Genomic DNA, 25,594 nt, shown 5'->3' with positions numbered 1-25,594 from the left:
TGCGGAACATGTATCGAACATATAGTGTCTGTTCATGATTTGTTTCGAGCATGCAGCGGCTTATGGCCGAATTCAGCGTCTCGGAATCGGACGACATCAACCGGGGGACTTTGGTCGAGATGTTAACGCGCAAACAATACGAGCTTCTGCGGTTCATCAGTGAACGTCTGAAGGAAAGCGGCGTGCCGCCCTCCTTCGACGAGATGAAGGATGCGCTCGATCTGCGCTCGAAGTCGGGCATCCATCGCCTGATCACGGCGCTCGAGGAGCGTGGCTTCATCCGACGCCTGCCCAACCGCGCCCGTGCGATTGAAGTCATCAAGCTGCCGGAGCTCCAGGCAGCCGCTGGCAGCCGCCGCGGCTTCACGCCGAGCGTCATCGAGGGCAATCTCGGCAAGGTGCGTGCGAGCGCGAGCCTGCCCGCTGACGAGGGCGAACGTCCCGTCGCGGTGCCGGTGATGGGCCGCATCGCGGCCGGCACGCCGATCGAGGCGTTGCAGACCCGCAGCCATACTATCAGCGTACCGCCTGACATGCTCGGCTCGGGCGAGCATTACGCGCTGGAAGTGCGCGGCGACTCGATGGTCGAAGCCGGCATTCTCGACGGCGACATGGCCCTGATCCAGCGCAACGAGAGCGCCGATACCGGCGACATCGTGGTGGCGCTGATCGACGACGAGGAAGCGACGCTGAAGCGCTTCCGCCGTCGCGGCGCCTCGATCGCGCTCGAGCCCGCCAACGCGGCCTATGAGGTCCGCATCCTGCCGCCCAACCGGGTGAAGATTCAGGGCAAGCTGATCGGGCTTTACCGGAAGTACTGATACCGGGAGTCTTTCTATCGGCAGTACTTCATATCGGAAGCACTTCATGCCGGAGGTGCTTGGCGCCTCGCGCGCTTCCGATCGGCATCGCCGGTCAGAGATTGGAGCGGATCATCGTCCGCTCCGGCTGGATAGCCTTTCTGGTTCTGCACAGACTATCCGGCCCCTCCTCCAACGCTGGCTCCTCGCCACGCCGACGAAGCAGCACCGCTTCAAGCAGCACCGCTTCGCGGCTCGGTTGTTCGAGGAAACAGCGACCAGCGGTCAAGTTCGGCCGTTGCAGCCAAGTTGGCAATGTTCGCGTACGCGCCTCCCGAATGCATCGCGGCGAGCTTTGTTCCTATTGAATTCGGGAAAGATAATGTGATCGCGGCTTGCGGAAGCCAGCCGCAGATTTGCCCACAACCAAGCAGAGCGTTCGTGCTTCCACTCTGATAGAGGCCTGCGCCTCGATAAGAGACGCGGGTTGCTATCCCAGCATGAGGAGCACCCGATGTGTGACTACAGCCTACATGCCGTCGCGTCGCGCCCCGCCGAAGTCGGCGAGACGATCGTCACGACAAGCTTCCGCGGCACCTCGACGCGCGGCTTCGCCTCTGCAGCCGATCCGTCTGTTGCCGTCTGCCTGCTGCCGGGGACGGAGCTCGCCTTCGCCGACGACGTCCGCTACGACAATCGCTGGATCTGGACGCGCACCATCAATTCCCGCGTGGGCAAGTTCGGCAAGATCGATCCGCACGTTCCCGACCGCCATCATGATGCGATCGAATTCCCCGACGGCAAATACGTGCTGGTGACGCAGCTCGTCGAAGGCCAGCGCGCGACGGTGCTGCAACTGCCGGTGACTCAGTCGGTCACCGAGCGCGAGCACAAGGCGCAGATCACCGCCGACAGGCAGCCGACCGTCACGCACCTGCCGATCGGCTGACAGAGCCGCCCTCCGGCTACGAAGTCGGAGGTCAGGATTGAATCGCCATCGCCGGCCGTGGCCGGCGAGATGGTGTGGTTTGCACCCCGCGAATCCGAACGGACGCACCGAACCACTGCGTTGCTCCGCACCATCAGATCAATCGTCGGCTTGCAGATCGGTGTCCGCCGGCGTTGCGTCCTTGATGCGAGGCGCGGTCGACTTTGGCGCGAGGCTGCCGTCGAAATCACCCTCGCCGGCGCCGGCCGGCAACCAGGGGCGGCTCGTGCCTCTCGCCCTCACTGCCTGAACCACAAAACCGTCACCACGCTGCGTCAGCGCCAGCGCGCTCTGGCTGGCGAGCCGCTGCCGATCGACCACCATCGCCGCGCAATCGGGCGGCGCGGGACGTGTCGTCACCACCAGGGCGGCCCGACTGCAATCGTCTGCGAGAGCGTCGACGCGCAGTGCCAGCGCGACCAGCCTCCCGTCGGCCAGTGGCGTCACGCAGCCGGATTCGTCGCAGGACACGCCATCGGCAAGCGAGGCTCTGCCCGCATCGCGCGGATCGGCGTCGGCAGCGAGCCATTCCTTGAGCAGAAAGCTGTCCTTGTTCGTCCTGATCAGGTGCAGATATCCGTCCCTGCCCCGCACCGCGACGCTGGCGCCATCCCCGGCAATCAGGATGTCGGGCTGCCGCGCCGACAGTCCCCAGAGGATCGCTGCCAGCAGCACCAGGGCGCCGGACCAGCGCAGCGGCGTGCGCAACAAGCCGAGCACAATGATTCCCAGGCTCGCCGCGATCAGCGGCGCGATCCCGAACGCCGGGATGCGGCCCACCGCGCCCGGCAAGGACGCGACCCAGCGCGAGACCGCGACCATCCACTCGATGCCAATCCCCATCACCCACCAGAACACGCTGTCCAGCCCGAACGGCGCAGCAAGCAGCCCCAACAGCCCCGCCGGCATCACCAGCGCAGAGACCACCGGCATCGCGCCGAGATTGGCGAGCACGCCGAACGGCGTGACACGGTGGAAATGAAAGGCGGCATAGGGCGTGGTCGCAAGTCCCGCAATCAGCGAAGCCATGAACAGCATCGCAATCTCGCGCCCACCCCACATCGCAATGCGCGCAGTCGCCGAATTGTCCGGCGAGGCAAACAAATTGGGCATGCCGATCTGCACCAGTGCGACCAAGCCGAGCGTTGCCGCAAACGACATCTGAAAACTCGGATGCACCAGCGCTTCCGGCGCGACCGCCAGCACGATCAGCGCAGCCACAGCAAGCGTGCGGAAGGTGATGGCGCGGCGATCGACCATCACCGCGATCAGCACCACCGCCGTCATGAAGAACGACCTTTGCGTGGCGACCTCCGCGCCCGACAGCAGCAGGTAGAACGCAGCGGCGACCAGCGCGGCGGCGGCCGACCATTTCTTGATGGCGAAGCCGGCCGCCAATCCGGGGATCAGAGCGAGCAGCGCGCGCACCGCGAAGAACACGACGCCGGCAACGACGGCCATGTGATAACCGGAGATCGAGAGCACGTGGCCGAGGCCGGAGATGAACATCGCATCGTTGACGGGCGTGGTGATCGCATCGCGCCGCCCGGTGAGCAGCGCGGTCGCGATCGCCCGATTGTCGCCGTCGAGCGTCGCCCGGATGCGGGCATCGATCGCATCGCGCAGGCCTTGCATGAAGGCCGCGTAACGCAGCCGTAAGCCGCCGGTCTCAGGCGGCGACGCCACCGTGATGGCGCCCATCGCGAAGCCGGAGGCGCCGATGCCCTGGAAGAACATGTCACGCGAAAAGTCGTAGCTGCCGGGCCGCACCGGCGCGAGTGGCGGCATCAGCCGTGCCTTCAGCTGAACGAAGCTACCGACCTCCGGCGCGGTGCCCTTGCGGACCGACAGGCGCACGCGCTCGAGCCTGACGTCGCTGCGCTGCGCCTCCATCGCCGTGACGCGCAGCACGAAACGATCGGTACGCTCGCGGATGTCGCGAGCCTCGACGAAGCCCGACAACGACACCGAATAGAGCGCCCTTGCCAGCACCGGGTGGGCGATGCGCGCCGTCTTCCAGGTTGCGACGGCAAAGCCGGCCGCGACCGCCGCGATCATGATGGCCGGGGCGAACAGCCGGCTCCGCCGCAACAGAGCCGCGCCAAGCAGGAGCGCGATGGCGGTCGTGGCAACGACCCACAGCACCGGCTCATGATCGGCAGAGAAATAAAGCGCGATGCCGCAGCCAAACGCGACGGGCACCCACGGCAACAGCCGCCCGGCGCCCGCCTCGGCGCGCAGCCAGGCGCGGAGGGTCTCGGCCAGCGATGTCCAGAGGTCGAGGCCTGCAGGCGCGAGGCCGCCCGCGGACGCGGCGCGGCCCGCGGGCCACGTCCCCGCGATCCCCTGCGATCGTACCGGCCGGCCCGGCTCGGCCATTCCCTGCACTCGATGATACGCAACGAAGCCAGAAGCTACCGGAACGTGCAGGTGGGCGGATAGCGGTACGGATCAGGAACGAAGGGGCGCGGCCGCTACTTTTCCTCTTCCATCGTCACGGCCACATCCGCCTTGGCCGACAGCCTGACCTTGTTGCCCTCGATATCGGCGACGAGGCCCTTGTCGATGAAGTGATGATGGCCCTTGTGGCTGCCCTCGCCGCTGTCCTTCTTGGTCAGCTTGATGCGATTGCCTTCGACCTTGTCGACGGTGCCGATGTGGACGCCGTCGGCGCCGATCACTTCCATATGCTCTGCGATGTTCTGCATGGTGGGTTCCTTGTTGGACCCACCCCAACGCGCGGGGAGCACGTTCGTTCTCTCACGAGAATGACGAAGCCGTGTGCCCGCTCGTCAGATCAGCGGCGCCTGCGACGAAGCATGGTGATTGACGATCTTCCACTCGCCGTCCTCGCGCATGATGACCCAGCTCATCTTGACCGAGAAATCGGGGCGTTCGCCGGCGAGATCGAACGAGATGGTCGCGGCCATATTGATCAGATCAGGACCTGCCTGCGCCGCCGTCACCTCGGAAAACACCGCGCTCGGCTTGCGCCAGCGCGGCAGGCCGTTGAAATAGTCTGCGACGCCGGCCCTGCCCCGGTAGAGCTTTGGGTTGGAGCCGAAGAAGAAGGCATTCCTCGCATAGAGCGATGAGAGCGCGGCCGCATCGAGCGTGGCGAAGCCGGCGCGCCATTTCGCGATGATGCCGGAAACGATAGCGTCGGCTTCGTTGCTCATTGTGGTCTCGCAGCTCTTTTCAGCCTTTGGCAACTTCCTTCGCGAACGTGTCGCGCAGACCGATAGTCCTGGAAAATACCGGTCTGTCGGACGTCGAGTCCTTGTCGCGCACGAAATAGCCCTGGCGCTCGAACTGCATCGGCTCGGTCGAATTGCTTTCCGCGACCGATGCCTCGACGCGGGCATTAGCGAGAATTTCCAGTGACTGCGGATTGAGGTCGGCGGCGAAGTTCGAGGCGTCCGGGCTCGGTTTGGCAAACAGCTGATTGTAGATGCGGATTTCCGCGGGCACGGATGTCGCCGCCGGCAGCCAGTGCATGGTGGCCTTGACCTTGCGGCCATCGGGCGCGTTGCCGCCCTTGGTCGCGGGATCGTAGGTGCAGCGCAGCTCCACCACCTCGCCGGCATCGTTCTTGATCACGCCGGTGCACTTGACGAAATAGGCGTAGCGCAGCCGCACCTCGTTGCCCGGCGACAGACGGAAGAACTTTTTCGGCGGGTTCTCCATGAAGTCGTCCTGCTCGATATAGAGCTCACGACCGAACGTGATCTTGCGGGTGCCGGCGGAGGGATCATCCGGATGGTTGATCGCCTCGAGCTCCTCGGTCTGCCCCTCGGGATAATTCTCGATCACGACCTTGAGCGGCTTAAGCACCGCCATGCGCCGCTGCGACGTGCGGTTCAATTCCTCGCGGATGCAGAATTCCAGCATGCCGACGTCGACCACGCTATTGGCTTTCGCAACGCCGATGCGCTTGACGAATTCGCGAAGCGCGGCCGGCGGCACGCCGCGGCGGCGCATGCCCGCCATGGTGGGCATGCGCGGGTCGTCCCAGCCCGCGACATGGCCCTCGCGGACGAGCTGGGTCAGCACACGCTTGGACAGCAGCGTGTAGGTCAGGTTCAGCCGCGCGAATTCGTACTGGTGCGGCTTCGAGGGCACCGGCAGCTTCTCGATGAACCAGTCGTAGAGCGGCCGATGGTCCTCGAACTCCAGCGTGCAGATCGAGTGCGTGATGCCTTCGATGGCATCCGACTGGCCGTGGGCATAGTCGTAGCTTGGATAGATGCTCCACTTGGTCCCGGTGCGCGGATGGTGCGCATGCAGGATGCGGTACAGCACGGGGTCGCGCAGATTGATGTTGCCCGCACCCATGTCGATCTTGGCCCGCAGCACGCGCGCGCCGTTCGGGAATTCGCCCGCCTTCATGCGACGGAACAGGTCGAGGTTTTCATCCACGGTGCGATCGCGGAACGGCGAGTTCTTGCCGGGCTCGGTCAGCGTGCCGCGCGCGAGACGAATCTGCTCCTGGGTCTGGTCATCGACATAGGCGAGCCCGTCGCGGATCAGCTGCTCCGCCCATTCGTAGAGGCGGTCGAAATAGTCCGAAGCGAAGAACAGGTTCTTGCCCCAGTCGAAGCCGAGCCAGCGCACGTCGGCCTGGATGGAATCGATATATTCCTGCTCTTCCTTGACCGGATTGGTGTCGTCGAAGCGCAGATGGCAACGGCCCGGAAACTCTTGGGCGATGCCGAAATTGAGCGCGATCGACTTGGCGTGGCCGATATGGAGATAACCGTTCGGCTCCGGCGGGAACCGGGTCACGATCTCCTTGTATTTGGCCTGCTCGAGGTCGGCCTGGATGATGTCACGAATGAAATCGCGCCCAACCTCGTTCGCCACCGGTTCTGTCATTACGAAAATCCTGTAGGGAAATCAGCGGCCCTTCTGCCAAATTCCCTTGGCTGAGCCAAGGGCTTAGGCAAGGTCTCAAGCAACCCCTGGCGGTCCGCTGCCGGGCTTTAGTTATGCTCCGGTCCTGTTATATACCACCGCCTCCAATGCATAGGCCCTGCCAAGAATGACCTCTCCCGTCGTCACCCGTTTCGCTCCTTCGCCGACCGGCTTCCTCCATATCGGGGGCGCGCGCACGGCGCTATTCAACTGGCTCTATGCGAAGAAGCACGGCGGCAAGATGCTGCTCCGGATCGAGGACACCGACCGGGAGCGCTCCACCGAGGCCGCGATCGGCGCCATCCTCGACGGCCTGAAATGGCTGGAGCTCGGCTGGGATGGCGACGTCATCTACCAGTTCAGCCGCGCCGCCCGCCACCGCGAGGTCGCCGAGCAGCTGCTCGCCGACGGCAAGGCCTATCGCTGCTACGCCACCGCCGAGGAGCTCACCGCGATGCGCGAGAAGGCGCGCGCAGAGGGGCGCACGCGCCTCTATGACGGCCTGTGGCGCGACCGCGATCCGGCGACGGCCCCGACCGACGTAAAGCCCACCATCCGGCTCCGTGCGCCCCAGACCGGCGAGACCGTGATCGAGGACCAGGTCCAGGGCCGCGTGGTCTGGCAGAACGAGAATCTGGATGACCTCGTCCTGCTGCGCGGCGATGGCAACCCGACCTACATGCTCGCTGTCGTGGTCGACGACCACGACATGGGCGTCACCCACGTCATCCGCGGCGACGACCATTTGATCAACGCGGCCCGCCAAAAGCAGATCTACGACGCGATGGGCTGGACGCTGCCGAGCATGTCCCACATCCCCCTGATCCATGGCCCGGACGGCTCAAAGCTCTCCAAGAGGCACGGCGCGCTTGGCGTCGATGCCTACCGCGCCATGGGGTACCTCCCGTCCGCGCTCCGCAACTATCTCGTCCGGCTCGGCTGGAGCCATGGCGACCAGGAAATCTTCTCGACGGAGGAGATGATCGCGGCGTTCGATCTTGCCAGCGTCGGCCGCGCAGCAGCGCGCTTCGATTTTGCCAAGCTGGAAAACCTCAACGGCCACTACATCCGCAATGCCGACGATCAATCACTCGTGAAGATGTTCGAGGACGTGCTCGACCACGTCGTGCCCAGCCGCGACGAGCTTAAGGCCAAGTTAAACGACACCACGCGCGCGCAGCTCCTGAAGGCCATGCCGGCCCTGAAGGAGCGCGCCAAGACGCTGATCGAGCTGATCGACAGCGCCTATTTCATTTTCGCGGACCGGCCGCTGGAGCTTGACCCGAAGGCGGCGGCGCTGCTGACGCCTGAGAACCGCAAGCTGATCGGCCAGCTTCATTCCGCGCTGGAGAAAGTCGAGACGTGGAGCGCGGCCAATGCGGAAGCCGCGCTGCGCGCCTTTGCCGAGGAAAATAGTCTCAAGCTCGGCGCGGTCGCCCAGCCGCTGCGGGCCGCGCTGACGGGACGGACGACGTCGCCCGGCATATTCGAGGTTTTGGACGTCTTGGGACGCCAGGAAAGCCTGGGCCGGCTTAAAGATCAGGCCACGGAATAGGCCTAGGACCGCGCTAAGGACCGGGCCCAAGGACCAGGCTACGACGTAAGTCGACCATGCGTGGCGCCATCTTGCAGCGCACACAGCAATAATATACCCATCTCAGCCGTACCTTCTGGAACATCCGGCCTGCCCCGCGATATCTCATCGGGGCCTCCGGGTCCGGCCCGTTTCACCATACATCGGGGACCTCTGATGGACGCAAAACCAAGCAATAAGACCGCCACACTGACGGTCGGAAACAAGAATTTCGATCTTCCGATCCACAGCGGCAGCGTCGGGCCCGACGTCATCGATATCGGCAAGCTCTACGGCCAGTCCGGCCTGTTCACCTACGACCCGGGCTTCACCTCGACCGCGAGCTGCCAGTCCAAGATCACCTATATCGACGGTGACGCGGGCGTGCTGGAATACCGCGGCTATCCGATCGAACAGCTCGCCGAGAATGGCGACTTCCTCGAGACCTGCTATCTGCTGCTGTTCGGGGAGCTTCCGACCGCCGCGCAGAAGAAGGATTTCGACGACCGCGTGATCCATCACACGATGGTGCACGAGCAGATGGCCCGCTTCTTCCAGGGCTTCCGCCGCGACGCCCATCCGATGGCGATCATGGTAGCGGCTGTCGGCGCGCTCGCCGCGTTCTATCACGACTCAACCGACATCAACGATCCGAAGCAGCGCATGATCGCCTCCATGCGCATGATCGCCAAGATCCCGACGTTGGCTGCGATGGCCTACAAATACACGGTCGGCCAGCCCTTCGTGTATCCGAAAAACTCGCTGAAGTTCGCCGAGAACTTCCTGCACATGTGCTTTGCCGTGCCGTGCGAGGACTACAAGATCAACCCGGTGCTGGCTGACGCGCTGGACAAGATCTTCATCCTGCACGCCGACCACGAGCAGAACGCCTCGACCTCAACCGTGCGTATCGCCGGCTCCTCCGGCGCCAACCCGTTCGCCTGCATCGCGGCCGGCATCGCCTGCCTGTGGGGCCCGGCCCATGGCGGCGCCAACGAAGCAGCGCTCGCGATGCTCGCCGAGATCGGCTCGGTCGACAAGATCCCCGAGTTCATCGCCAAGGTGAAGGACAAGAACTCTGAAGTCCGCCTCATGGGCTTCGGTCACCGCGTCTACAAGAACTACGATCCGCGCGCCAAGATCATGCAGAAGATGTGTCACGCCGTGCTCAAGGAGACCGGCCATGGCGACGATCCGATGCTGAAGGTGGCGCTCGAGCTCGAGAAGATCGCGCTCAGCGACCAGTACTTCATCGACCGCAAGCTCTACCCGAACGTCGACTTCTATTCGGGCATCACGCTGAAGGCGATGGGCTTCCCGGTCTCGATGTTCACCGTGCTGTTCGCGGTCGCCCGCACCGTCGGCTGGATCAGCCAGTGGAGCGAAATGATCGAGGATCCGCAGCAGAAGATCGGCCGTCCGCGCCAGCTCTACACCGGCGTCACCCGCCGCGACTACGTCGCGATCAACAACCGGAAGTAAGCTCGAGCCCATCACGGCTTTCGAAGCGGCGCCATCACAAGATGGCGCCGCTTTTGTTTGCGCTGAGACAATCTTGCTGCCGCGCACAACAACAAGTCAGCGCAATGCCTCGGCCGACGCTTGACGTTGAGACGCTTCGCGCGCAAATTCTTACTCTAAGTAAGAATGACGACAGGGATGGAAATGCCGGAGCAGCCGAGAAGTCGGCGGCAGACGCGTGCTGCCATTTTGATTCATCTGCTTCAGTCAGGCGCGTCGTTTCGCCCGCCGCTGGCCAAGGCCGTGCGCCTGTCGGAAGCGAGCCTGTCGCGCATCCTGTTGGATCTGAAGGCCGAAGGCCTGATCGAGGAAGTGCGGCGCCCTGCCCCTTATGTCGGCGGCCCGACGGGCCTCGTGTCACTCGATAAAGCGGTGGCGCTCGCGGCGTTCGAGCTGACCACTCAGCGGCTCAGCGTCGGGGTCGGGGGCCTGTCGGGCGAACTGCACTACACCGGGCATGTGCCGCTGCCGAAGACGCCGACCGTCGCGACGGTCGGCCGGGCGTTTCGCGAAGCGATGACATTGCTGCGCGAGTGGACGCGGCGTCGACGTATCCCCCTCGCACAGATCGGCGTCTCGATCCCGGGTCTCGGCCGGCTGGGCGCGTCAGGCAATCCGATCATTCCCTGCGATGTCGGGCGGATCAGCGAGATGTTCGGCGAGACGCTTCCCGGCGTGCGGGTCGAGTTCACCAATTCGGTCGTCGCGCACGCCATCTTTCACCGTTGCCGCACGGAGCATTATCCATTCAGCGGCGCGCATCTCTTCGTCTTCGTCGGTCAGGGCGTCGCGGGCACCTGGATGGATGACGCGGTCGAGGACGATGCCCTCCAGCCGGTCGAGCTCGGCCACATGGTGTTCGGAGCCGACGGACCAATTTGCCGCTGCGGTCATCATGGCTGCGTCGAGGCTTATACGTCGCTTCCCGCTTTGGCCGAGCTTCTTGGCGTCGCGGAAGCCGAGTTGCTTGAGCTCGGCAGCGAGTGGGTGACCGCGATGCCGCTCTCGTCGCGCGTGCGGCAGGAATTGCGCCGGCGGCTGTTCCGGCTTGGCCTTGCGATCGGCAATACGCTGAACGTGAAGCCATGCAAGGGCGTCGCGATCAGCGGCTGGCCGTCGCTCCTCACCGAGGACGATCGCAACGCGCTCGTCGAGGGGATCGACGCCAGCCTGTTGGGCGGCCGCAAACACGCGCAAGTGTCGCTCGCTTTCGTGCCGCCGTCGAACGGCAACGATCCGCGGGCGGCGCTGGCATTCGCATCTTTCTGCCTCGCTTGCCGCGGCGGCATGCCGGCCGCATCGGCCGAGGCCGCCTGACGTACCTGATGCCGCGCGGCTCTCGCGCGAAAGAGTTCACACCGGGAGGAAATTGCCATGCCGATCACGACAACAAGGCGCCAACTGCTCGCCGGATCTGCGGCCGCGCTCGCGCTGCCGGCATTCGCCCGCGCGCAAGGCGCGATCAAGCCGCGTCTGACTGCGATCTCGCAATGGTCCGCAGGTAGCGATGGGGCGGCCATCACGGCACTCGGCAAGAAATTCGAGGAGAAAGGCGGGGTTTGGCAGCACTCGCCCGTCCCCGGCTTCACCACCGAGATGATGAACAAGCTGCGTGCCCAGATCATGGCCGGCGATCCGCCGGCCTGCTCGCAGCTCAAAGGTCCCGAGATCGCGGCCTGGTCCAAGATTGCCCCAACCGTCGATCTCGATGCCGTCGTCGCTGCCGCCGGCTACGAAAAGGTTGTCGCTCCGGATCTTGCAAAATTGCACAAGCCGGGGGGCAAGTGGATTGCACTGCCGTTGCAGATCTACAGCACCAACATGCTGTTTCTCTCCAAACGCGCGATGGACAAGGCCAAGGCCGACAAGGTCCCCGTCACATGGGCTGAGTTCAACGACCTCGCCGAGAAGATGAAAGCAGGCGGCGTCCCCTATCCCATCGCCAACGGTGGCACCCGCCCGGACGACGGCCAGAAATTCGAGGCCGCTTTGGCGGGCATCAGCCCCACCGCTTACCGCGCAGCCATCATGAATCTCGACAAGAAGGCCCTGGAGGGCCCCGAGATAAAGGCTGCCTTCGTACAGGTGCGCAAGATTGCCGACTGGATGGACCCCAACGTCGGCGCCCAGCACTTTTCGACCAACTTGAAGCGCTTTGTCGACGGCGACATGGGGATGATGATCATGGGCGGGTGGGCGCAGGGCGTCTTGCGCAACGCCGGCTTCAAGTTCGAGGACTTCATCATCGCCCCGGGCCCGAGCGACAATAGCAAGCCGGTCTTCCTGTTGAATGCCGATGCCTTCATATTCTGGCAGCGCAAGGAGCCCGACCTGCAGGCCGGCCAGACGCTGATGGCCCAGCTCGTCATGGATCCGGCGATCCAGACTATGTATTCGCAGATCACGGGATCGATCCCCGTGCGCACCGATGTCGATCTCTCCGGCGAAGGCTGGTCGGACGGGCAACGGCGGACCGCAGCAGCCCTGAAAGACGCGATTGCCAGCAATCAGGCCGTCCTCAGCCTTGCGCACAACATGGCGCAGGAAAACGGCATGACCGCAGCGATGATCGACGTGATCACGGAGTACGTGAAGAACAAGACGATCAAGCCGGAGCAAGCGGCCATACGCCTCGCCGAAGCCGTCGAGAGCTCACGTTGACGATCGCCGTCTCGACAACACCGGGCCGGCCGGCAGCCTCTGGCTGGGTACGCCGGCTGCCTGAATATCTGACGATCTGGGTGCCGCTGCTGTTGTCCGCCGCGCATCTCATTGCGTTTACGCTGTGGACGATCTGGATATCGTTCACGCCGTCCACTCTGGTCCCGGTCTCGGGCTGGGTCGGCTTGCGCAACTATTCTGCGGTCGCCGCATCGCGGAACTGGCAGATTGCCTTGGACAATCTGCTGCTGTTTGGCAGCGCCTTCGTGTTGCTGAGCCTGGCGACCGGTCTCATCCTTGCGATCCTGCTCGATCAGCGCATTCGCGGCGAGAACCTGCTGCGGTCCATCTTCCTCTATCCTCTGGCGGTGTCATTCGTGGTCACCGGCACGGTCTGGAGTTGGCTGCTCAATCCCGGCCTCGGGATCCAGAAGCTGGTCCGCGACCTCGGCTGGACCTCCTTCCGGTTCGACTGGCTGATCGACCGCGACATGGCCATTTGGACCATTGTCATCGCTGCGATCTGGCAATCGTCCGGTTTCGCCATGGCGCTGTTCCTCGCCGGCCTTCGCTCCGTCGACGCCGACCTGATCAAGGCCGCGCAGATCGACGGCGCCGGACCGATCCGAATGTACCGGCGTGTCATCCTGCCGACCCTTTGGCCGATCACCATCACCGTCATCGTCATCCAGCTGCAGTTCGCGATTTCGACCTTCGACCTCGTCCGCGCGCTCACCAATGGCGGACCCGGGATCGCCACCCAGCTGCCGGCCCTCGTCGTCTATGACCTGATGTTCCAGCGCAGCCTGCTCGGACGCGGAGCGGCGGCGGCAGTGCTCATGTTGCTCATTCTTCTTGCGGTTTTGCTGCCCTATGCAGCGTGGCGTTATGTCCAGCGGCGGCGGGCGATCCATGCGTGAGCGAACCATCGCGCCAAGCCGGATTCTGATCTATCTCGTCGTCTCGCTGATCGCTGCAGCATGGCTCGCGCCATTGGTTGTTGTCGGGCTGAACTCGCTCCGCACCAACGAGGAGATCGCGCAGGCGTCGATGATCGGCTGGCCGAAGCAATGGGCATGGAGCAACTACGCCGCGGCCTGGAGCGGTTTCTGCGTCGCCGAGACCTGCGCCGGCATCCGGCCGTACATGCTGAACTCGGCGCTCGTCACGATTCCCGCGACGATTTTCTCGACTCTGCTCGGTGCTGTCGCCGGTTACGCTGTGTCGCTCTGGCGTTTTCGCGGCGATAACTGGATCTACGGCATCGTGACCCTCGGCCTCTTCCTTCCCCAGCAGATGCGCTTGCTTCCCTGGACCATCGTGTTGCGCGATACGGGCCTGATGAACACGCTCACGGGCCTGGTCGTGATCCACACGATCCAGGGGCTCTCCTTTACCGTCTTGTTCTGCCGAAACTACTACACTGCCATCCCGCAGGATCTGATAAGAGCTGCGCGCATCGATGGCGCAGGGTTCTTTCGTATTTTCTGGCGCATCATCCTGCCGCTCTCGCCGCCTATTCTGGTCGTCACCGTGATCTGGCAGTTCACGCATATCTGGAACGAATTTCTCTACGGCGTGACATTCACGACTGGTCAGCAGCAGCCCGTCACCGCCGCGCTGATCGCGCTATCCGCAGCAGTCGCGGACATCCCGCAGCATGGCGTGCAGAGCGCGGCGGTGATGATCGCCGCCCTGCCGACCCTGCTGATCTATCTGATCGGCGGCAAGTATTTCGTGCGCGGCCTCACCGCCGGGGCCGTGAAATGATCGGATTGTCATGGCAGCCCTAAGCATTCGCTCCCTGTCCAAGCGCTACGCCAATCTGGAGGTGCTGAAGGGCATCGATCTCGACATCGAGAGCGGTGAATTCACCGTGCTCGTTGGCCCATCCGGCTGCGGCAAGTCCACGCTGCTCAACATCATCGCTGGGCTCGACCTCCCGAGCGCAGGCACCGTGGAAATCGGCGGACGTATCGTCAACGACATTCCGCCGAAGGACCGCGACATCGCGATGGTGTTCCAGTCCTACGCGCTCTATCCGTCGATGACGGTGCGCCAGAACATCACCTTCGGCATGGAATGCCGTCACGTCCCGAAGGCCGAGCAGGAAAAGGCGCTGGCGAATGTGGCCAGGCTGCTCCAGATCGAGCCGCTGCTCGGCCGCAAGCCCTCGCAGCTCTCCGGCGGCCAGCGCCAGCGTGTGGCGATGGGCCGGGCGCTGGTGCGCGATCCCCTGCTCTTCCTGTTCGACGAGCCGCTCTCCAATCTCGACGCCAAGCTGCGCGTCGAGATGCGGATGGAGATCAAGCGGCTGCACCAGCGCATCGGCGCCACCATCGTCTATGTCACACACGATCAGATCGAGGCGATGACGATGGCGACGCGCATTGCCGTGATGCATCGCGGCGTGGTGCAGCAGTTTGCCGACCCGGATACCGTGTATCGCTATCCCGCCAATCTGTTCGTGGCCCGCTTCATGGGCTCGCCGCCGATGAACACGATGCCGGCACGGCTGGAGGCCGATGCCGGCGGGCCGGTGGTCGTGATCGGCGCGGGACGGCCGGACGAGGTCCGCCTCCGCCTTGGTCAATACGACGCGGCGGCCCCTTTCGTCGGCCGTGACGTGGTGGTCGGGATCAGGCCGGAATGCCTCGCCGAGGGCAGCCGCGTGTTCTCCGCCGATCCGCCCGTCGTCGTCAACGCGCCGGTGGAGATGGTCGAGCCGACGGGAGCCGAAACGATCGTGCTGCTGCGGCTTGGCGGCGAGCCTGCGCTGGCGCGCATCACGCCGGACATCCGCCCCACACCGGGCGCCGCCGCCCCGTTCGCGCTCGACACGCGTCGCATCTGCCTGTTCGACCCCGAGACGGAGCGACTGATCGCATGACAAGAACGAGCTATGCCGGCCTTAGGGACCGCGTGGTGTTGATCACCGGTGGCGCCAGCGGCATCGGTGCCGCCTTCGTGCGGGCGTTCGCGGCGCAAGGGGCGCGCGTCGCGTTCCTGGATCTCGATGAAGCAGCCGGCCGGGCGCTGGTCGCGGAAGTGAAGGCCGCGGCCGGGACCGTACCCTTGTTCGTGCCGTGCGATCTCCTCGACATCGACGCCTTGCGCGGCGCCATGGCGCAGGTCCGGGGATCGCTTGGCGATGCCGCGGTCCTCGTCAACAACGCCGCCAATGATCAGCGTCAGGTGCTGGCCGAGGTGACGCCGGCCGAATTCGACTGGATGATCGGCGTCAACCTCAAGCACGTCTTCTTTGCTGCGCAAGCGGTGGTGCCGCAGATGCAGGCGCGCGGCAGCGGTTCGATCATCAACATGTCGTCGATTGCCTGGATGCGCGGCGCGCCGGGGCTGCCTGTCTACGCCGCGGCAAAGGCCGCGATCGTCGGCTTCACCAACTCCCTGGCCCGGTCGCTCGGGCCCGACCGCATCCGCGTCAACGCGATAGCGCCGGGGATGGTGATCACGGAGCGTCAGCGCCGGCTGTGGTACCCAGACGACCAGGTGATCGCCGAGCTGCGCACGCGCCAGGCCATTCCCGACGCGGTGACACCCGACGACATCGCCAGCATGGCGCTGTTCCTCGCCTCCGATGAGAGCCAGCGCATCACGCGGCAGTGTTTTCAGGTCGACGCTGGTCTCGGCTAGAGCGTGTACTCACAAACCCGAGCTGCCTCGTAGAGGTCCGCTCCGTATCTTGATAGCAGTCGCGTTGGCGTAACTCTCCCTGGGTCCGAGTTGGGCCACAAGCGGAAGTAATCGCTCATTCATTCGATCGGCGCGCCGCCACAATCGCGTACAGTAGTTTCGCGACGCTGTACCCGATATCTTCCCGCGTGAGACCCATACGCAGGATCACCAGTTTACGCGAGGGGATGATCGCAATCACCTGGCGCAGGTGCCCTTGCAACATGAACGTGTCGGTAGGGAGTCGGAATCCCTGGCCCGGCCCCAACCAAAGCTGTCCGCGACCGTAGACCGGGCCATGTCCCTCATCGGACGCTGGCACAGGCGAGCGCATGTAATCGACAAAGCCCGGCGGCAAAAGCTGAGCACCGTTCCACTCTCCGTTCATGCGCAGGAATTCGCCGAAGCGCGCCCAATCATGCGCATTGGCGAAGAGAAAGGCTTCGCCAAGGAATGTGCCTGAAGGGTCAGCCTCAAGAACAGCGCTGGTCATGCCCAAAGGCTTGAACAATCGCTCCTGCGGATACGCTCGCGCGTCGGCTCCAACCGCGTTCTGCCAGACCCGGGCCAACAGGACAGACGAACCCCCGGAATAGTTGAACTGCGTCCCAGGCGGGGCGACAAGCGGACGGTCCCGCGCGAAAGCCGCCGCATCATGTGCGAGATTTTCTAACCCGTCGGGGTCGGGAGAGTCACCGTCCTCGCTCCATTTCAATCCGCTTGTCATGGCCATCAAATCGGCCACCGAGATGTCCGCGCGCGCGTCGCCAGTCCACTGCGGAAACAGATTTTTTCGGTCCAGCGAAAGCTTTCCGTCCCTGATCGCCATGCCGGCCAAGGCGGCGTTCACGGTCTTCGTCATCGACCAGCCCTGGAGGGGCGTCGAAGCGTTGAAGCCTTCGCCGTAGGTTTCTCCGATGATGCGCCCGTCCTGGACCACGACGATCGCGCGCATGCCCGGCCCCTGGAGAGCCGGATCGTTCAGCGTCGCCAGTAAGTGTTTGTCGTCAGACAATTGAGCACTCTCGCCGACCGGCCAGAGCGCACTAGGCTTTCCGGGCAGTGAGGGCGGCTCGGCACGGTCGGGGACTTCGTCCTTAGACACCAGCGTACAACCACGTCCTTCCTCATATTGGGCGTAGCGTTTGGCGAACAGGCCTCGATATGCCGCCTCGACACGCTGGTTGGCGGTGTCGACGTTGATCTTCAGACGTTCGACAATGCGTGGATGTGTTAACGCGAGGTCGGTTTTGATCACCGCATCCGCATCACGTTCGGCAATGAACACATTCGAGCAAACCATTTTTGCCGCATAAGCCGAGGCGGACACTAGTCCATTGGGTGGGCTGAAGGTCAGCCAGCCAGCGAACCCTAAAATCCCAAGAAGCAAGATCGCGACAAGAAATCTGAACATTTTTAGAGCAAGACGCATGCGTCCCTTTAGGTAAATCCAATCAGGAGGCCGCACCTAGGCGAGCGCACAAGATATTGCGCGCAGATCCTGACATGCACCTGACATCCCGGTTTGCCGTGGTTGTTTGGTGGACCGAGGATGTTGGCAGTCTTACCGAGACGATGAGAGATGCAAATCGACGCGAGGTCTGCTCTGGGTCACAAACCGCCGATCACGCCCAAGGTTAGGAGGCTTCCGCTTTGCGCTGGCAAGCCAACGTTTATGAGTACACGTCCAAGCCTGCCCGCCTACCCTTGCGCATCGTCGCCAGCACGATGTCAGCTGCGAGCACGCTCGGCGATCTGTTGCCGGTCGACATGATCGCATCGAGCTGGGCGAATGCTTCCACCTGCTGCCGGCGCAGCGGTGAATCGGTCAGAAGCTCCGAGAGCGCGGCCGCCAGCTTCTCCGGCGTGCAGTCTTCCTGCAGGAACTCCGGGATGACATCCTTGCCGATCACGAGATTGGCGAGGATCACCGAGGAGACACGGATCGCGCGGCGCAGGATGAAGGCTTCGATCGCGCCGACGCGATAGGCCGTCACCATCGGAATGCCCGATAGCGCGAGCTCCAGCGTCACCGTGCCGGATTTTGCCAGTGCCGCGCGCGCGATGCGGAAGGCAGCGCGCTTCTCGTTCTCGCCGACCACGATTTGAGGCTTGACCGGCCAGTTCGCGATGCCTTCGCGGATGGTGGTTTCGAGATGCGGCATGGTCGGCAGCATCAGCTCGAACGCGCGGCCTTCAGTCTGCAATCGGCCGAGCGTCGCGCCGAACACGTCGAGATGGTGCCTGATCTCGCTGCGGCGGCTGCCGGGCAACACCAGCAAGACCGGCGGCTCGCCGTCGCGGCGCGCCTGCTCCTCCGCGTTCGGCCGCAGCGAGGGCAATTGCTCGATCAGGGGATGGCCGACATAGCTGCATGGCGGCCCGCCGAGCTTGCGGTATTCCTCCGGCTCGAATGGCAACAGGCCGAGCACATGGTCGACATAGCCGAGCATGGTCCGCGCCCGTCCCGGCCGCCAGGCCCAGAGCTGTGGCGAGACGTAGTCGACGATCGGGATCGCCGGATTGCGCGTCCGCACGCGGCGGGCGACACGGTGGGTGAAATCGGGGCTGTCGATGATGACGAGCGCGTCCGGCGCGGCTTCGGTCACGGCCTCCGCGGTCTCGCGGATCAGCCGCAGGATCTTCGGCAATTGCTGCACGACCGCGGCGAAGCCGACGATCGAGAGCTGCTCGATCGGAAACAGCGTCTCGAGCCCCTGGCGCGCCATGGTGTGGCCGCCGACGCCCACGAACTGCACGCCGTCGCCGAGGCGCTGGCGCAGCACCTTCATCAAGGCGCTGCCGAGCCGGTCGCCGGATTCCTCCGTGGCGATCAGGAAGATCTTGCGCTTGGGATCGCGACCCTGCATCACGCCGGCAGGCCGATGACGAAGAGATATTTTGCGTCGGCGAGTGCGATCATTGCCTGCGGCTCGGCGGCGATGGTGTTGCCGGCAACGACGGCGATCCCGGCCAGCCCTGCGGCGGCGACGCCCTCGAGGGTGCGCGGGCCGATCGTCGGCAGGTCGAAGCGCAGATCCTGCCCGCTCTTTGGGACCTTCACCAGCACGCCCCGCCCGGTGGCGGCGCGGATGCGGCCCTCTTCGCGCAGCCGTGCCACGCGCGCGAGCAGTGCATCGGTGCCCTCGATATCCTCGACCGCCACCACATGGCCGTCGATCACGACCGCGGCCTGGCCGATGTCGAACGGACCGAGGGCGGTCAGCACCGCGCGTCCGCGCTCGATGTCGGTCTTGCCGGTGTCGCTCGGCCAGGCGCGGCTGATGCAGCCCTCGGGCATCAGCAGATCGGGCGCGACATCCTTGATGCCGACCATCCGAAAGCCGCCCTGCTCGAGAATGCGCCCGACGCCGGACAACAAATGATCGTCGCCGCCGCGGAAGGCGCGGATGACATTGCCGAGCAGCCGAAGCGTCGTGAAGTCGACCCGGACCTCCGAGAGCGAAGGTCGCACCAGCGTGCCGATGAAAATCAGGTCGCGGCAGCCCTCCTCGCGAAACAGCCGCATGGCGCGGCCGAGCTGGCCGACCGAGATCCAGCGATGACGGAATTTCTCTACCCGCGCGGGATCGCAGGCTCCCCGAAGGGGAAACAACACCGGCGTGATGCCGCGGGCGGCGAGCGAGTCGGCAACCGCGAACGGCATCGCGCCGCCGCCAGCGACGACGCCGACCGGCGATGAAATTTCCGAAGCCGCCGATGTCATGCCCGGGGCCATTCCATCATCACTTCGCGATGGCGGGAAGACAGAGCGGGCGCTTGCCCTTGCCGATGAAGTCGAGGATTTCGCCGATCGCCGGATCTCCACCGGCGAGCGGCCGCGCCGCCTCCAGGCGTTCGGCAAAGGTAGCGGGGCCATGGAAGAGTTTCTGGTAGAACGCGCGCACGGTCACAAGCCGCTGCTTGGTGAACTTGCGCCGCTTCATGCCGATCAGGTTGAGGCCTTCGAGCACCGCATATTGGCCGTTGACCAGCCCATACGGGATGACGTCGTCGCGCACGCCGCAGACACCGCCAACCATCACATAGGGGCCGATGCGGGTGAACTGATGCACTGCGGACAGGCCGCCGATATAGACGGCGTCACCGATCTCGCAATGGCCGCCGAGCGTCGCCGAGGTTGCGAAGATCACGTTGTTGCCGACCATGCAGTCATGCCCGACATGACTGTTGTTCATGAAATAGCCGTCGTTGCCGACGCGCGTCAGGCCACCGCCCTTGATGGTGCCGACATTCATGGTCGCACCTTCGCGGATGGTGCAGCCCGAGCCGATCTCAAGCTTCGTGGGCTCGCCCTTGTAGCTGAGATCCTGGGGCGCCCCGCCCAGCACCGCGAACGGCGAGATCACGCAGCCATCTCCGATCGAGGTGTGGCCGATGGCGGTGACCTGTCCGATCAGCTTGCAGTTATTGCCGATCGCGACATGCGGGCCGATGATGCAGAAGGGGCCGATCTCGGTGCCCTCGCCGATCACGGCGCCGTCCGCGATCCGTGCGGTGGGGTCAATCTTACTCATCAAGCAATCTGACTCATCAAGAAGGTCTGATTAGGTGTTGAAGTCGCTCGGTTTTCCGCTGGTTAGCGCGACTATGCCCGATCTGTCCAGTGACGTATGATCTCTCCGTGTTTCAAGTGCCGGATGAGGCAGCCTTCCCGGGTCATCAACAAGTTCACGCGGAGCTTCAGGTATCGTGGTCAGGGCCCTGGCACTTCTCCTCGCACAGTTCGCCGCGGCGCCGATCGTCTCCGAGACGATCGAGACCGCCGAACACCGCCCCATCGACCTCGCGACGTTCGAGTGCCGCGACATCAGCCGCAGCACGGTGCTTCAGCGGGTCTGTTACGACCGTGCGCAGCAGGCCCTCGTCGTGGCCGTTGAAGGCGTTTATGACCGCTATTGCGGCGTACCGGTCGACACGGTCGAGCGCCTGCTGGGCGCACCGTCCATGGGACAGTTCTTCAACCAGAACATCAAGCGCGAGGTCAGCGGCGGCCGGTACGCGTGTCCTGCGCGCGAGCGCATCCAGAGAAGTTGATCCCGCTCAGTCGGTCAGCATGGCGCCGACGTCGGCCTCCGCAACCACCTGGCCGTTGACCTTGGCGTCGCCGTGAAACCACCACATGGCCTTGCGGCGGCCGATCGAGCGCATGTGGTATTCGATGGTATCGCCGGGCAGCACAGGCTTGCGGAACTTGCACTTGTCGATGGTGAGGAAATAGACCGCGCGCGGCTTCTCGGTGCCTTCGACCGACTTGATGCCGATCACACCCGCGGTCTGCGCCATCGCTTCGATCATCATGACGCCGGGATAGACCGGGCGATCGGGAAAGTGGCCCTGGAACGGCGGTTCGTTGAAGGTGACATTCTTGATGCCGATGCCGCTGTAATCGGTGCGGATGTTGATCACGCGATCGATCAGCAGCATCGGAAAACGGTGCGGGAGCGTTTGCAGGATCATGTTGATGTCCACAAGCTCGAACCTGACCGGTGCTTCGTCCGTCACTCCCGTTCCTCCTGCTTCGGATCGGCCTTGCTGTCGCGCGCCAAGCGCTCGACCGCCAAAATTTCCTTGAACCACTGCCTGGTCGGCTTGGCGAAAAAACCACCCCAACGTCCGTTGGGAGGAACGTCGTCCTTGACGCCGCTCATGGCAGTCACCTGAGCTCCATCCCCGATCTTGACGTGATTGTTGATGCCCACCTTCGCTCCCAGCGCCACGTTGTCGCCGAGGGTGAGGCTGCCGGCAAGGCCGATCTGGGCTGCCAGCAGGCAGTGCCGGCCAATGGTCACATTGTGGCCGATCTGGACCTGATTGTCGATTTTGGTCCCTTCCCCGATCACGGTGTCGCGCAAGGAGCCCCGATCGATGGTGGTGCCGGCGCCGACCTCCACGTTGTTCTGAATCAGCACGCGGCCGGTCTGGGGCACCTTCAGATGGCCCTCGGGGCCGAAGAAGATGAAGCCGTAGCCGTCCTGGCCGATCGAACAACCGGGGTGGATCAGCACGTCGTTGCCGATCAGCGCGCACTGGATGGCGGTGCGTGCGCCGACATTGCAGTCCCGGCCGATCTTGACGCCGGGGCCGATCACGGCCCCCACACCGATCACCGTGCCGCTGCCGATCTCCACGTCAGGGCCGATCACGGCCAAGGGATCGACGATCACGCCGTCCTCGAGCCTGGCGGTGGGGTCGATGATGGCCGACGGCGCGATGCCGTCGTTGCCGGTCCAGGATTGCGGCCGGAGCGCGTCGCCATGCCACTCCCGCGCGATCCTGACGAAGGCGCGGAACGGCTGTGGCGCCCGCAGCACGGCGACATGCGCGGGCACCCGCGCCTCGAAGCGTGGGCTCACCAGGCAAGCACCGGCCTTGGTCGCCTTGAGCTCATCGGCATATTTGAGATTGTCGAAGAACGTCAGGTGCATCGGGCCGGCTTCGTCGAGCGAAGCAAGACCCCTGATGATTTGGCCGCCCCTGGCGGGATCGACCAACTCCGCCTTGGTCAGCGTGGCGATGTCAGCCAGCGCTGAGGCGGGCGGCTGTGTGAAGAAGGTCGGCTGCGCCATTCCACCCCGTCGCGGTCCGGCTTCGGCATGAAGCGGCCAAGCCGCATCATGCCTCATCTCCTGGATTGGCACGATCCCTTTCGGAAACCGGCTCCGGTGGTCCGGATCGTGCCGTGCTGTTCGAATTAGAACGAGGTGCCGCCGCCGAACCGGAACTCCTGCGTACGGTCGTTCTTGCCCTTGGTCAGCGGCACGGCGTAGTCGAAGCGCAGCGGACCGAACGGCGAGGCCCAGATCAAGCCGACGCCGACCGACGACCGGACCGCATTGCCATTGTCATACACCAGGCCGGTGCAGGTTCCAGCCGAAGCGGGATTGACGGTCGACGGCGTGCAGCTCGAATTCTTGGTCGTGGTCAGTTCGTTGGTCACCGACCACGTCGTCGGTCCCTGATAGTCGAACAGTCCGCCGGCGTCGGCGTAGACGGCGCCCTTCAGACCCACTTCCTTCGGCAGGAACCAGAACGGCATCTGCAATTCGAGCGAAGCACCCCAATACTTGGTGCCGCCAAGCGCGTCCTGCGTACCGAAGGGGTTCAAATCGCGCGGTCCGATGCCGTTCGGGGCAAAGCCGCGGACGAGGTTCGGGCCCATCTGGAAATGATCGAGCATGCGCAGATCGCTGCCCATCTTGTTCAGCATGCCGCCCTGGAGGCGAACGAGACCGACGATATCGGAGACCAGCGGAGTGTAGTACTTCGCGTCAACCACAGTCTTCAGATAGGAGACGTCGCCGCCGACGCCGGCGAAGTCCTGCCGGAAATCGACCAGCAGACCGTCGGTGGGGTTCTTGTTGTTGTCGAGCGTGTTGTAGGTCAGCGTGTAGCCGAGCGCCGAGGTCAGGGTCTTGCCGTTGGCAAGCTCCTTGCGGACCGGCAGCGAGGCCTCGCCGTCGCTGTAGCAGCCGAGGCCGTTGGTCGAGGGAGCCAGAGGAATACCACTCGCCGCGGAGAAAGCCGGGCTTGGATTGAATGCCGGATTCGGAGTGACACCGTCGGCAAGGAACTGGTTGTTGTTACAGTTCGCGAGGTACGACGGCAGCGTGATTTCCTGCCGGTAGATCGAGTAGCGCACCTGCAGCGACAGATCTTCACGCAGGGAGAAACCGAGGCGCGGCGAGAAGCCGAGCGTCTTGGTGCCGTAGGAGATGTAGCTGTTGGACCTCTGCTCACGCTGATAGAGGTCGAGACCCAGCGCGACCCGGTAGTCGAGCAGATAGGGTTCGACGAACGACAGCGAGTAGCCGCGGGCATACTGGCCGTAGGTCACCGCCGCCTTGGCGAACAGGCCGCGGCCGAGCAAATTGCGTTCGGAAACCGAGACTTCGGCCAGCGCGCCGTCGGTGGTGGAATAACCACCCGAGACCGAGAAGTCGCCGGTCGATTTCTCTTCCATGTCCACGAGCAGGATCACGCGGTCGCTCGACGAGCCGGGCTCCGTCGTGATCTTCACGCTCTTGAAATAGTCGAGGTTCTTCAAGCGGCGCTCGGCACGGTCGACCAGCGCGCGGTTGTAGGCATCGCCCTCGGAGACGTCGAACTCGCGACGAATCACGTAGTCGCGCGTGCGGGTGTTGCCGCGAAGGTTGATGCGCTCGATATAGGTGCGCGGACCCTCGTCGATGTTGAACACGACCGACACGGTGTGCGCCTCGAAATTGCGGTCGCCGCCGGGACGGACCACGGCGAAGGCGTAACCGCGACGCGAGGCCTCGATCTGCATCTCCTCGACCGACTTCTCGACCGACTCGACGTTGTAGAGCGAGCCGACATTGACGCGCGAATAGTTGCGCATCGAGGTGGGATCGAAGTTCGGAATGCTGGAGCGGAAGTCGATCGAGCCGACCCGGTATTGCGAGCCCTCCTCGATCTTGAAGGTAACGTTGAAGCCCTTCTTTTCCGGATCGTATTCGGTGAGCGCGGCGACGACCTGGACGTCGGCGAAACCGTTCTTGAGATAGAAGCGGCGGATCAGGTCGCGGTCGGCCTCGACCCGATCGGGATCGTAGATGTCGCTGCTGGCGAGGAAGCTCAGCAGGTTCGATTCGTGCGTCTTGATGACGTCGCGCAGGCGGTACGACGAGTACGCGTTGTTGCCGACGAACTCGATCGACTTGACGCCGGTCTTGGCGCCCTCCTCGACCGTGAAGACGAGATCGACGCGGTTGTTCGGCTGCTCGATGATTTCAGGCGTGACGCGAACGTCGTAACGGCCGGAGCGGCGATAGATTTCTGCGATTCGCAGGGTGTCGGACTGCACCATGGCGCGGGAGAAGGTGCCGCGCGCCTTGGACTGGACTTCACCGGTGAGCTGCTCGTCCTTGATCTTCTTGTTGCCCTCGAAGGCAATGCGGCCGATCACCGGGTTTTCCACCACGGAGACGACGATCTGGCCACCGGCCCCGCGGTTGATCCTGACGTCCTGGAACAGGCCGGTCTCGATCAACGCCTTGAGGCCGTCGTCGATGGCACCCTGATCCAGGCGACCGCCGGGACCCGGCTTGAAGTAGGAGCGGATCGTCTCCACCTCGACCCGGCGATTTCCTTCGACGGAAATCGACTGCACGGTCTGAGCAAGCGCAGACGAAGACACAAAGGCAGCCCCAACCGGGACACCCGGCGCGCCGAACATGATCAGGGTTGCGAGCAAGCCCCCCCGGAGTCGCAGTCCAAACTTCATTGCGCAACGCGCCCTTATCATTCCGTACCAGACCCAACCCCAACGCCGGTCTGGAGATTCCCCAAGTTCAAGCCGCTTGTAGACAATTTCACCGACGCCGCAAACGGTCGAGCGCGCCGTAATTTCATTTTCATTCCAAGACGTTGCCCAAGAGCAACGCCCGGGCAACGCCACAA

22 protein-coding genes are annotated in these 25,594 nt (G+C 64.1%); 11 read left to right on the top strand and 11 right to left on the bottom strand.

Annotation, left to right across the window (positions count from 1 at the left end; translation table 11 throughout):
* The first annotated feature begins 119 nt into the window (after positions 1 to 119).
* Together lexA and BcanWU425_RS19825 are read left to right on the top strand one after the other, a co-directional pair.
* Positions 120 to 821, top strand: coding sequence for a transcriptional repressor LexA (gene lexA / locus BcanWU425_RS19830; protein WP_026233499.1), 702 nt, complete (start codon positions 120 to 122; stop codon positions 819 to 821).
* A 493-nt stretch (positions 822 to 1,314) separates the two neighbouring features.
* Positions 1,315 to 1,749, top strand: a complete 435-nt coding sequence (locus BcanWU425_RS19825; protein WP_018458088.1) for a hypothetical protein — start codon at positions 1,315 to 1,317, stop codon at positions 1,747 to 1,749.
* Positions 1,750 to 1,887: 138 nt separating this feature from the next.
* On the opposite strand, the gene BcanWU425_RS19820 is transcribed toward BcanWU425_RS19825, so the two are convergent.
* From BcanWU425_RS19820 to BcanWU425_RS19805, 4 genes are all read right to left on the bottom strand, one after another.
* Positions 1,888 to 4,167 carry a ComEC/Rec2 family competence protein gene (locus tag BcanWU425_RS19820; RefSeq protein WP_204511312.1) on the bottom strand — a complete coding sequence of 760 codons (2,280 nt, stop codon included), beginning with the start codon at positions 4,165 to 4,167 and terminating at the stop codon, positions 1,888 to 1,890.
* 95 nt (positions 4,168 to 4,262) lie between these two features.
* Positions 4,263 to 4,496: a DUF2171 domain-containing protein gene (locus BcanWU425_RS19815; protein WP_007610829.1), complete on the bottom strand. Its 234-nt coding sequence runs from the start codon at positions 4,494 to 4,496 to the stop codon at positions 4,263 to 4,265.
* A gap of 84 nt (positions 4,497 to 4,580) precedes the next feature.
* On the bottom strand, positions 4,581 to 4,967 hold the full coding sequence (locus BcanWU425_RS19810) for a nuclear transport factor 2 family protein (protein WP_018458090.1): 387 nt from the start codon (positions 4,965 to 4,967) through the stop codon (positions 4,581 to 4,583).
* A gap of 19 nt (positions 4,968 to 4,986) precedes the next feature.
* Positions 4,987 to 6,663 (bottom strand): glutamine--tRNA ligase/YqeY domain fusion protein, encoded by a 1,677-nt coding sequence (locus tag BcanWU425_RS19805; RefSeq protein ID WP_018458091.1) that lies wholly within the window; start codon positions 6,661 to 6,663, stop codon positions 4,987 to 4,989.
* A 166-nt stretch (positions 6,664 to 6,829) separates the two neighbouring features.
* Between BcanWU425_RS19805 and gltX the strand changes: the two genes are divergently transcribed.
* The 8 genes from gltX (at position 6,830) to BcanWU425_RS19765 (ending at position 16,111) form a co-directional block, all read left to right on the top strand.
* Positions 6,830 to 8,257, top strand: coding sequence for a glutamate--tRNA ligase (gene gltX, locus BcanWU425_RS19800; protein ID WP_018458092.1), 1,428 nt, complete (start codon positions 6,830 to 6,832; stop codon positions 8,255 to 8,257).
* A 195-nt stretch (positions 8,258 to 8,452) separates the two neighbouring features.
* The gene (gene gltA / locus BcanWU425_RS19795; protein ID WP_018458093.1) at positions 8,453 to 9,757 is read left to right on the top strand and encodes a citrate synthase; all 1,305 of its coding nucleotides are present in this window, start codon (positions 8,453 to 8,455) and stop codon (positions 9,755 to 9,757) included.
* A 177-nt stretch (positions 9,758 to 9,934) separates the two neighbouring features.
* A complete protein-coding gene (locus BcanWU425_RS19790) occupies positions 9,935 to 11,113 on the top strand; it encodes an ROK family transcriptional regulator (RefSeq protein ID WP_204513940.1) in 1,179 nt (392 codons plus the stop codon).
* 57 nt (positions 11,114 to 11,170) lie between these two features.
* Positions 11,171 to 12,457: an ABC transporter substrate-binding protein gene (locus BcanWU425_RS19785; protein WP_085353258.1), complete on the top strand. Its 1,287-nt coding sequence runs from the start codon at positions 11,171 to 11,173 to the stop codon at positions 12,455 to 12,457.
* Positions 12,454 to 13,377, top strand: a complete 924-nt coding sequence (locus tag BcanWU425_RS19780; protein ID WP_085362119.1) for a carbohydrate ABC transporter permease — start codon at positions 12,454 to 12,456, stop codon at positions 13,375 to 13,377. The genes BcanWU425_RS19785 and BcanWU425_RS19780 overlap by 4 nt, the downstream gene beginning before the upstream one ends.
* Positions 13,370 to 14,227, top strand: a complete 858-nt coding sequence (locus BcanWU425_RS19775) for a carbohydrate ABC transporter permease (protein WP_204511313.1) — start codon at positions 13,370 to 13,372, stop codon at positions 14,225 to 14,227. The genes BcanWU425_RS19780 and BcanWU425_RS19775 overlap by 8 nt, the downstream gene beginning before the upstream one ends.
* A gap of 10 nt (positions 14,228 to 14,237) precedes the next feature.
* Positions 14,238 to 15,347: an ABC transporter ATP-binding protein gene (locus BcanWU425_RS19770; protein WP_085353264.1), complete on the top strand. Its 1,110-nt coding sequence runs from the start codon at positions 14,238 to 14,240 to the stop codon at positions 15,345 to 15,347.
* Positions 15,344 to 16,111 carry an SDR family NAD(P)-dependent oxidoreductase gene (locus BcanWU425_RS19765; RefSeq protein ID WP_085353267.1) on the top strand — a complete coding sequence of 256 codons (768 nt, stop codon included), beginning with the start codon at positions 15,344 to 15,346 and terminating at the stop codon, positions 16,109 to 16,111. The genes BcanWU425_RS19770 and BcanWU425_RS19765 overlap by 4 nt, the downstream gene beginning before the upstream one ends.
* A gap of 115 nt (positions 16,112 to 16,226) precedes the next feature.
* Here the strand turns inward: BcanWU425_RS19765 and BcanWU425_RS19760 are convergent, their stop codons facing one another.
* From BcanWU425_RS19760 to lpxA, 4 genes are all read right to left on the bottom strand, one after another.
* Complete coding sequence (locus tag BcanWU425_RS19760; RefSeq protein WP_204511315.1) at positions 16,227 to 17,582, bottom strand: serine hydrolase domain-containing protein; 1,356 nt, start codon at positions 17,580 to 17,582, stop codon at positions 16,227 to 16,229.
* A 241-nt stretch (positions 17,583 to 17,823) separates the two neighbouring features.
* Positions 17,824 to 19,023: a lipid-A-disaccharide synthase gene (gene lpxB, locus BcanWU425_RS19755; RefSeq protein WP_204511317.1), complete on the bottom strand. Its 1,200-nt coding sequence runs from the start codon at positions 19,021 to 19,023 to the stop codon at positions 17,824 to 17,826.
* Positions 19,020 to 19,877, bottom strand: coding sequence for an LpxI family protein (locus tag BcanWU425_RS19750; RefSeq protein WP_085384805.1), 858 nt, complete (start codon positions 19,875 to 19,877; stop codon positions 19,020 to 19,022). Before BcanWU425_RS19750 ends, lpxB begins: the two co-directional genes overlap by 4 nt.
* Positions 19,878 to 19,896: 19 nt before the next feature.
* A complete protein-coding gene (lpxA, locus tag BcanWU425_RS19745) occupies positions 19,897 to 20,688 on the bottom strand; it encodes an acyl-ACP--UDP-N-acetylglucosamine O-acyltransferase (RefSeq protein ID WP_085353276.1) in 792 nt (263 codons plus the stop codon).
* A 175-nt stretch (positions 20,689 to 20,863) separates the two neighbouring features.
* Between lpxA and BcanWU425_RS19740 the strand changes: the two genes are divergently transcribed.
* Entirely contained in the window at positions 20,864 to 21,208 is a 345-nt protein-coding gene (locus BcanWU425_RS19740; RefSeq protein ID WP_085353277.1) for a KTSC domain-containing protein, read from the top strand.
* Positions 21,209 to 21,214: 6 nt separating this feature from the next.
* Here BcanWU425_RS19740 and fabZ read toward each other — a convergent pair whose 3' ends face one another.
* From fabZ to bamA, 3 genes are all read right to left on the bottom strand, one after another.
* A complete protein-coding gene (gene fabZ / locus BcanWU425_RS19735; protein WP_050992707.1) occupies positions 21,215 to 21,631 on the bottom strand; it encodes a 3-hydroxyacyl-ACP dehydratase FabZ in 417 nt (138 codons plus the stop codon).
* A 41-nt stretch (positions 21,632 to 21,672) separates the two neighbouring features.
* On the bottom strand, positions 21,673 to 22,740 hold the full coding sequence (lpxD, locus tag BcanWU425_RS19730; RefSeq protein ID WP_085353279.1) for a UDP-3-O-(3-hydroxymyristoyl)glucosamine N-acyltransferase: 1,068 nt from the start codon (positions 22,738 to 22,740) through the stop codon (positions 21,673 to 21,675).
* 125 nt (positions 22,741 to 22,865) lie between these two features.
* Entirely contained in the window at positions 22,866 to 25,418 is a 2,553-nt protein-coding gene (gene bamA, locus BcanWU425_RS19725; RefSeq protein ID WP_231188448.1) for an outer membrane protein assembly factor BamA, read from the bottom strand.
* Between the last annotated feature and the right edge of the window lie 176 nt (positions 25,419 to 25,594).

This window comes from Bradyrhizobium sp. WU425 (genome assembly GCF_021052305.1).
GTDB classification, from domain to species: Bacteria; Pseudomonadota; Alphaproteobacteria; order Rhizobiales; family Xanthobacteraceae; genus Bradyrhizobium; species Bradyrhizobium canariense_D.
Note: the sequence above shows the minus strand (reverse complement) of the source record. Positions and strands in the feature narration are given on the sequence as shown.

Bases quoted from the DNA above. Each gene is read 5' to 3' on its own strand.
- lexA (WP_026233499.1), top strand. From the start codon at position 120: ATGTTAACGCGCAAACAATACGAGCTTCTGCGGTTCATCAGTGAACGT.
- BcanWU425_RS19825 (WP_018458088.1), top strand. From the start codon at position 1,315: ATGTGTGACTACAGCCTACATGCCGTCGCGTCGCGCCCCGCCGAAGTC.
- BcanWU425_RS19820 (WP_204511312.1), bottom strand. From the start codon at position 4,167: ATGGCCGAGCCGGGCCGGCCGGTACGATCGCAGGGGATCGCGGGGACG.
- BcanWU425_RS19815 (WP_007610829.1), bottom strand. From the start codon at position 4,496: ATGCAGAACATCGCAGAGCATATGGAAGTGATCGGCGCCGACGGCGTC.
- BcanWU425_RS19810 (WP_018458090.1), bottom strand. From the start codon at position 4,967: ATGAGCAACGAAGCCGACGCTATCGTTTCCGGCATCATCGCGAAATGG.
- BcanWU425_RS19805 (WP_018458091.1), bottom strand. From the start codon at position 6,663: ATGACAGAACCGGTGGCGAACGAGGTTGGGCGCGATTTCATTCGTGAC.
- gltX (WP_018458092.1), top strand. From the start codon at position 6,830: ATGACCTCTCCCGTCGTCACCCGTTTCGCTCCTTCGCCGACCGGCTTC.
- gltA (WP_018458093.1), top strand. From the start codon at position 8,453: ATGGACGCAAAACCAAGCAATAAGACCGCCACACTGACGGTCGGAAAC.
- BcanWU425_RS19790 (WP_204513940.1), top strand. From the start codon at position 9,935: ATGGAAATGCCGGAGCAGCCGAGAAGTCGGCGGCAGACGCGTGCTGCC.
- BcanWU425_RS19785 (WP_085353258.1), top strand. From the start codon at position 11,171: ATGCCGATCACGACAACAAGGCGCCAACTGCTCGCCGGATCTGCGGCC.
- BcanWU425_RS19775 (WP_204511313.1), top strand. From the start codon at position 13,370: ATGCGTGAGCGAACCATCGCGCCAAGCCGGATTCTGATCTATCTCGTC.
- BcanWU425_RS19770 (WP_085353264.1), top strand. From the start codon at position 14,238: ATGGCAGCCCTAAGCATTCGCTCCCTGTCCAAGCGCTACGCCAATCTG.
- BcanWU425_RS19765 (WP_085353267.1), top strand. From the start codon at position 15,344: ATGACAAGAACGAGCTATGCCGGCCTTAGGGACCGCGTGGTGTTGATC.
- BcanWU425_RS19760 (WP_204511315.1), bottom strand. From the start codon at position 17,582: ATGCGTCTTGCTCTAAAAATGTTCAGATTTCTTGTCGCGATCTTGCTT.
- BcanWU425_RS19750 (WP_085384805.1), bottom strand. From the start codon at position 19,877: ATGACATCGGCGGCTTCGGAAATTTCATCGCCGGTCGGCGTCGTCGCT.
- lpxA (WP_085353276.1), bottom strand. From the start codon at position 20,688: ATGAGTAAGATTGACCCCACCGCACGGATCGCGGACGGCGCCGTGATC.
- fabZ (WP_050992707.1), bottom strand. From the start codon at position 21,631: ATGATCCTGCAAACGCTCCCGCACCGTTTTCCGATGCTGCTGATCGAT.
- lpxD (WP_085353279.1), bottom strand. From the start codon at position 22,740: ATGGCGCAGCCGACCTTCTTCACACAGCCGCCCGCCTCAGCGCTGGCT.
- bamA (WP_231188448.1), bottom strand. From the start codon at position 25,418: ATGAAGTTTGGACTGCGACTCCGGGGGGGCTTGCTCGCAACCCTGATC.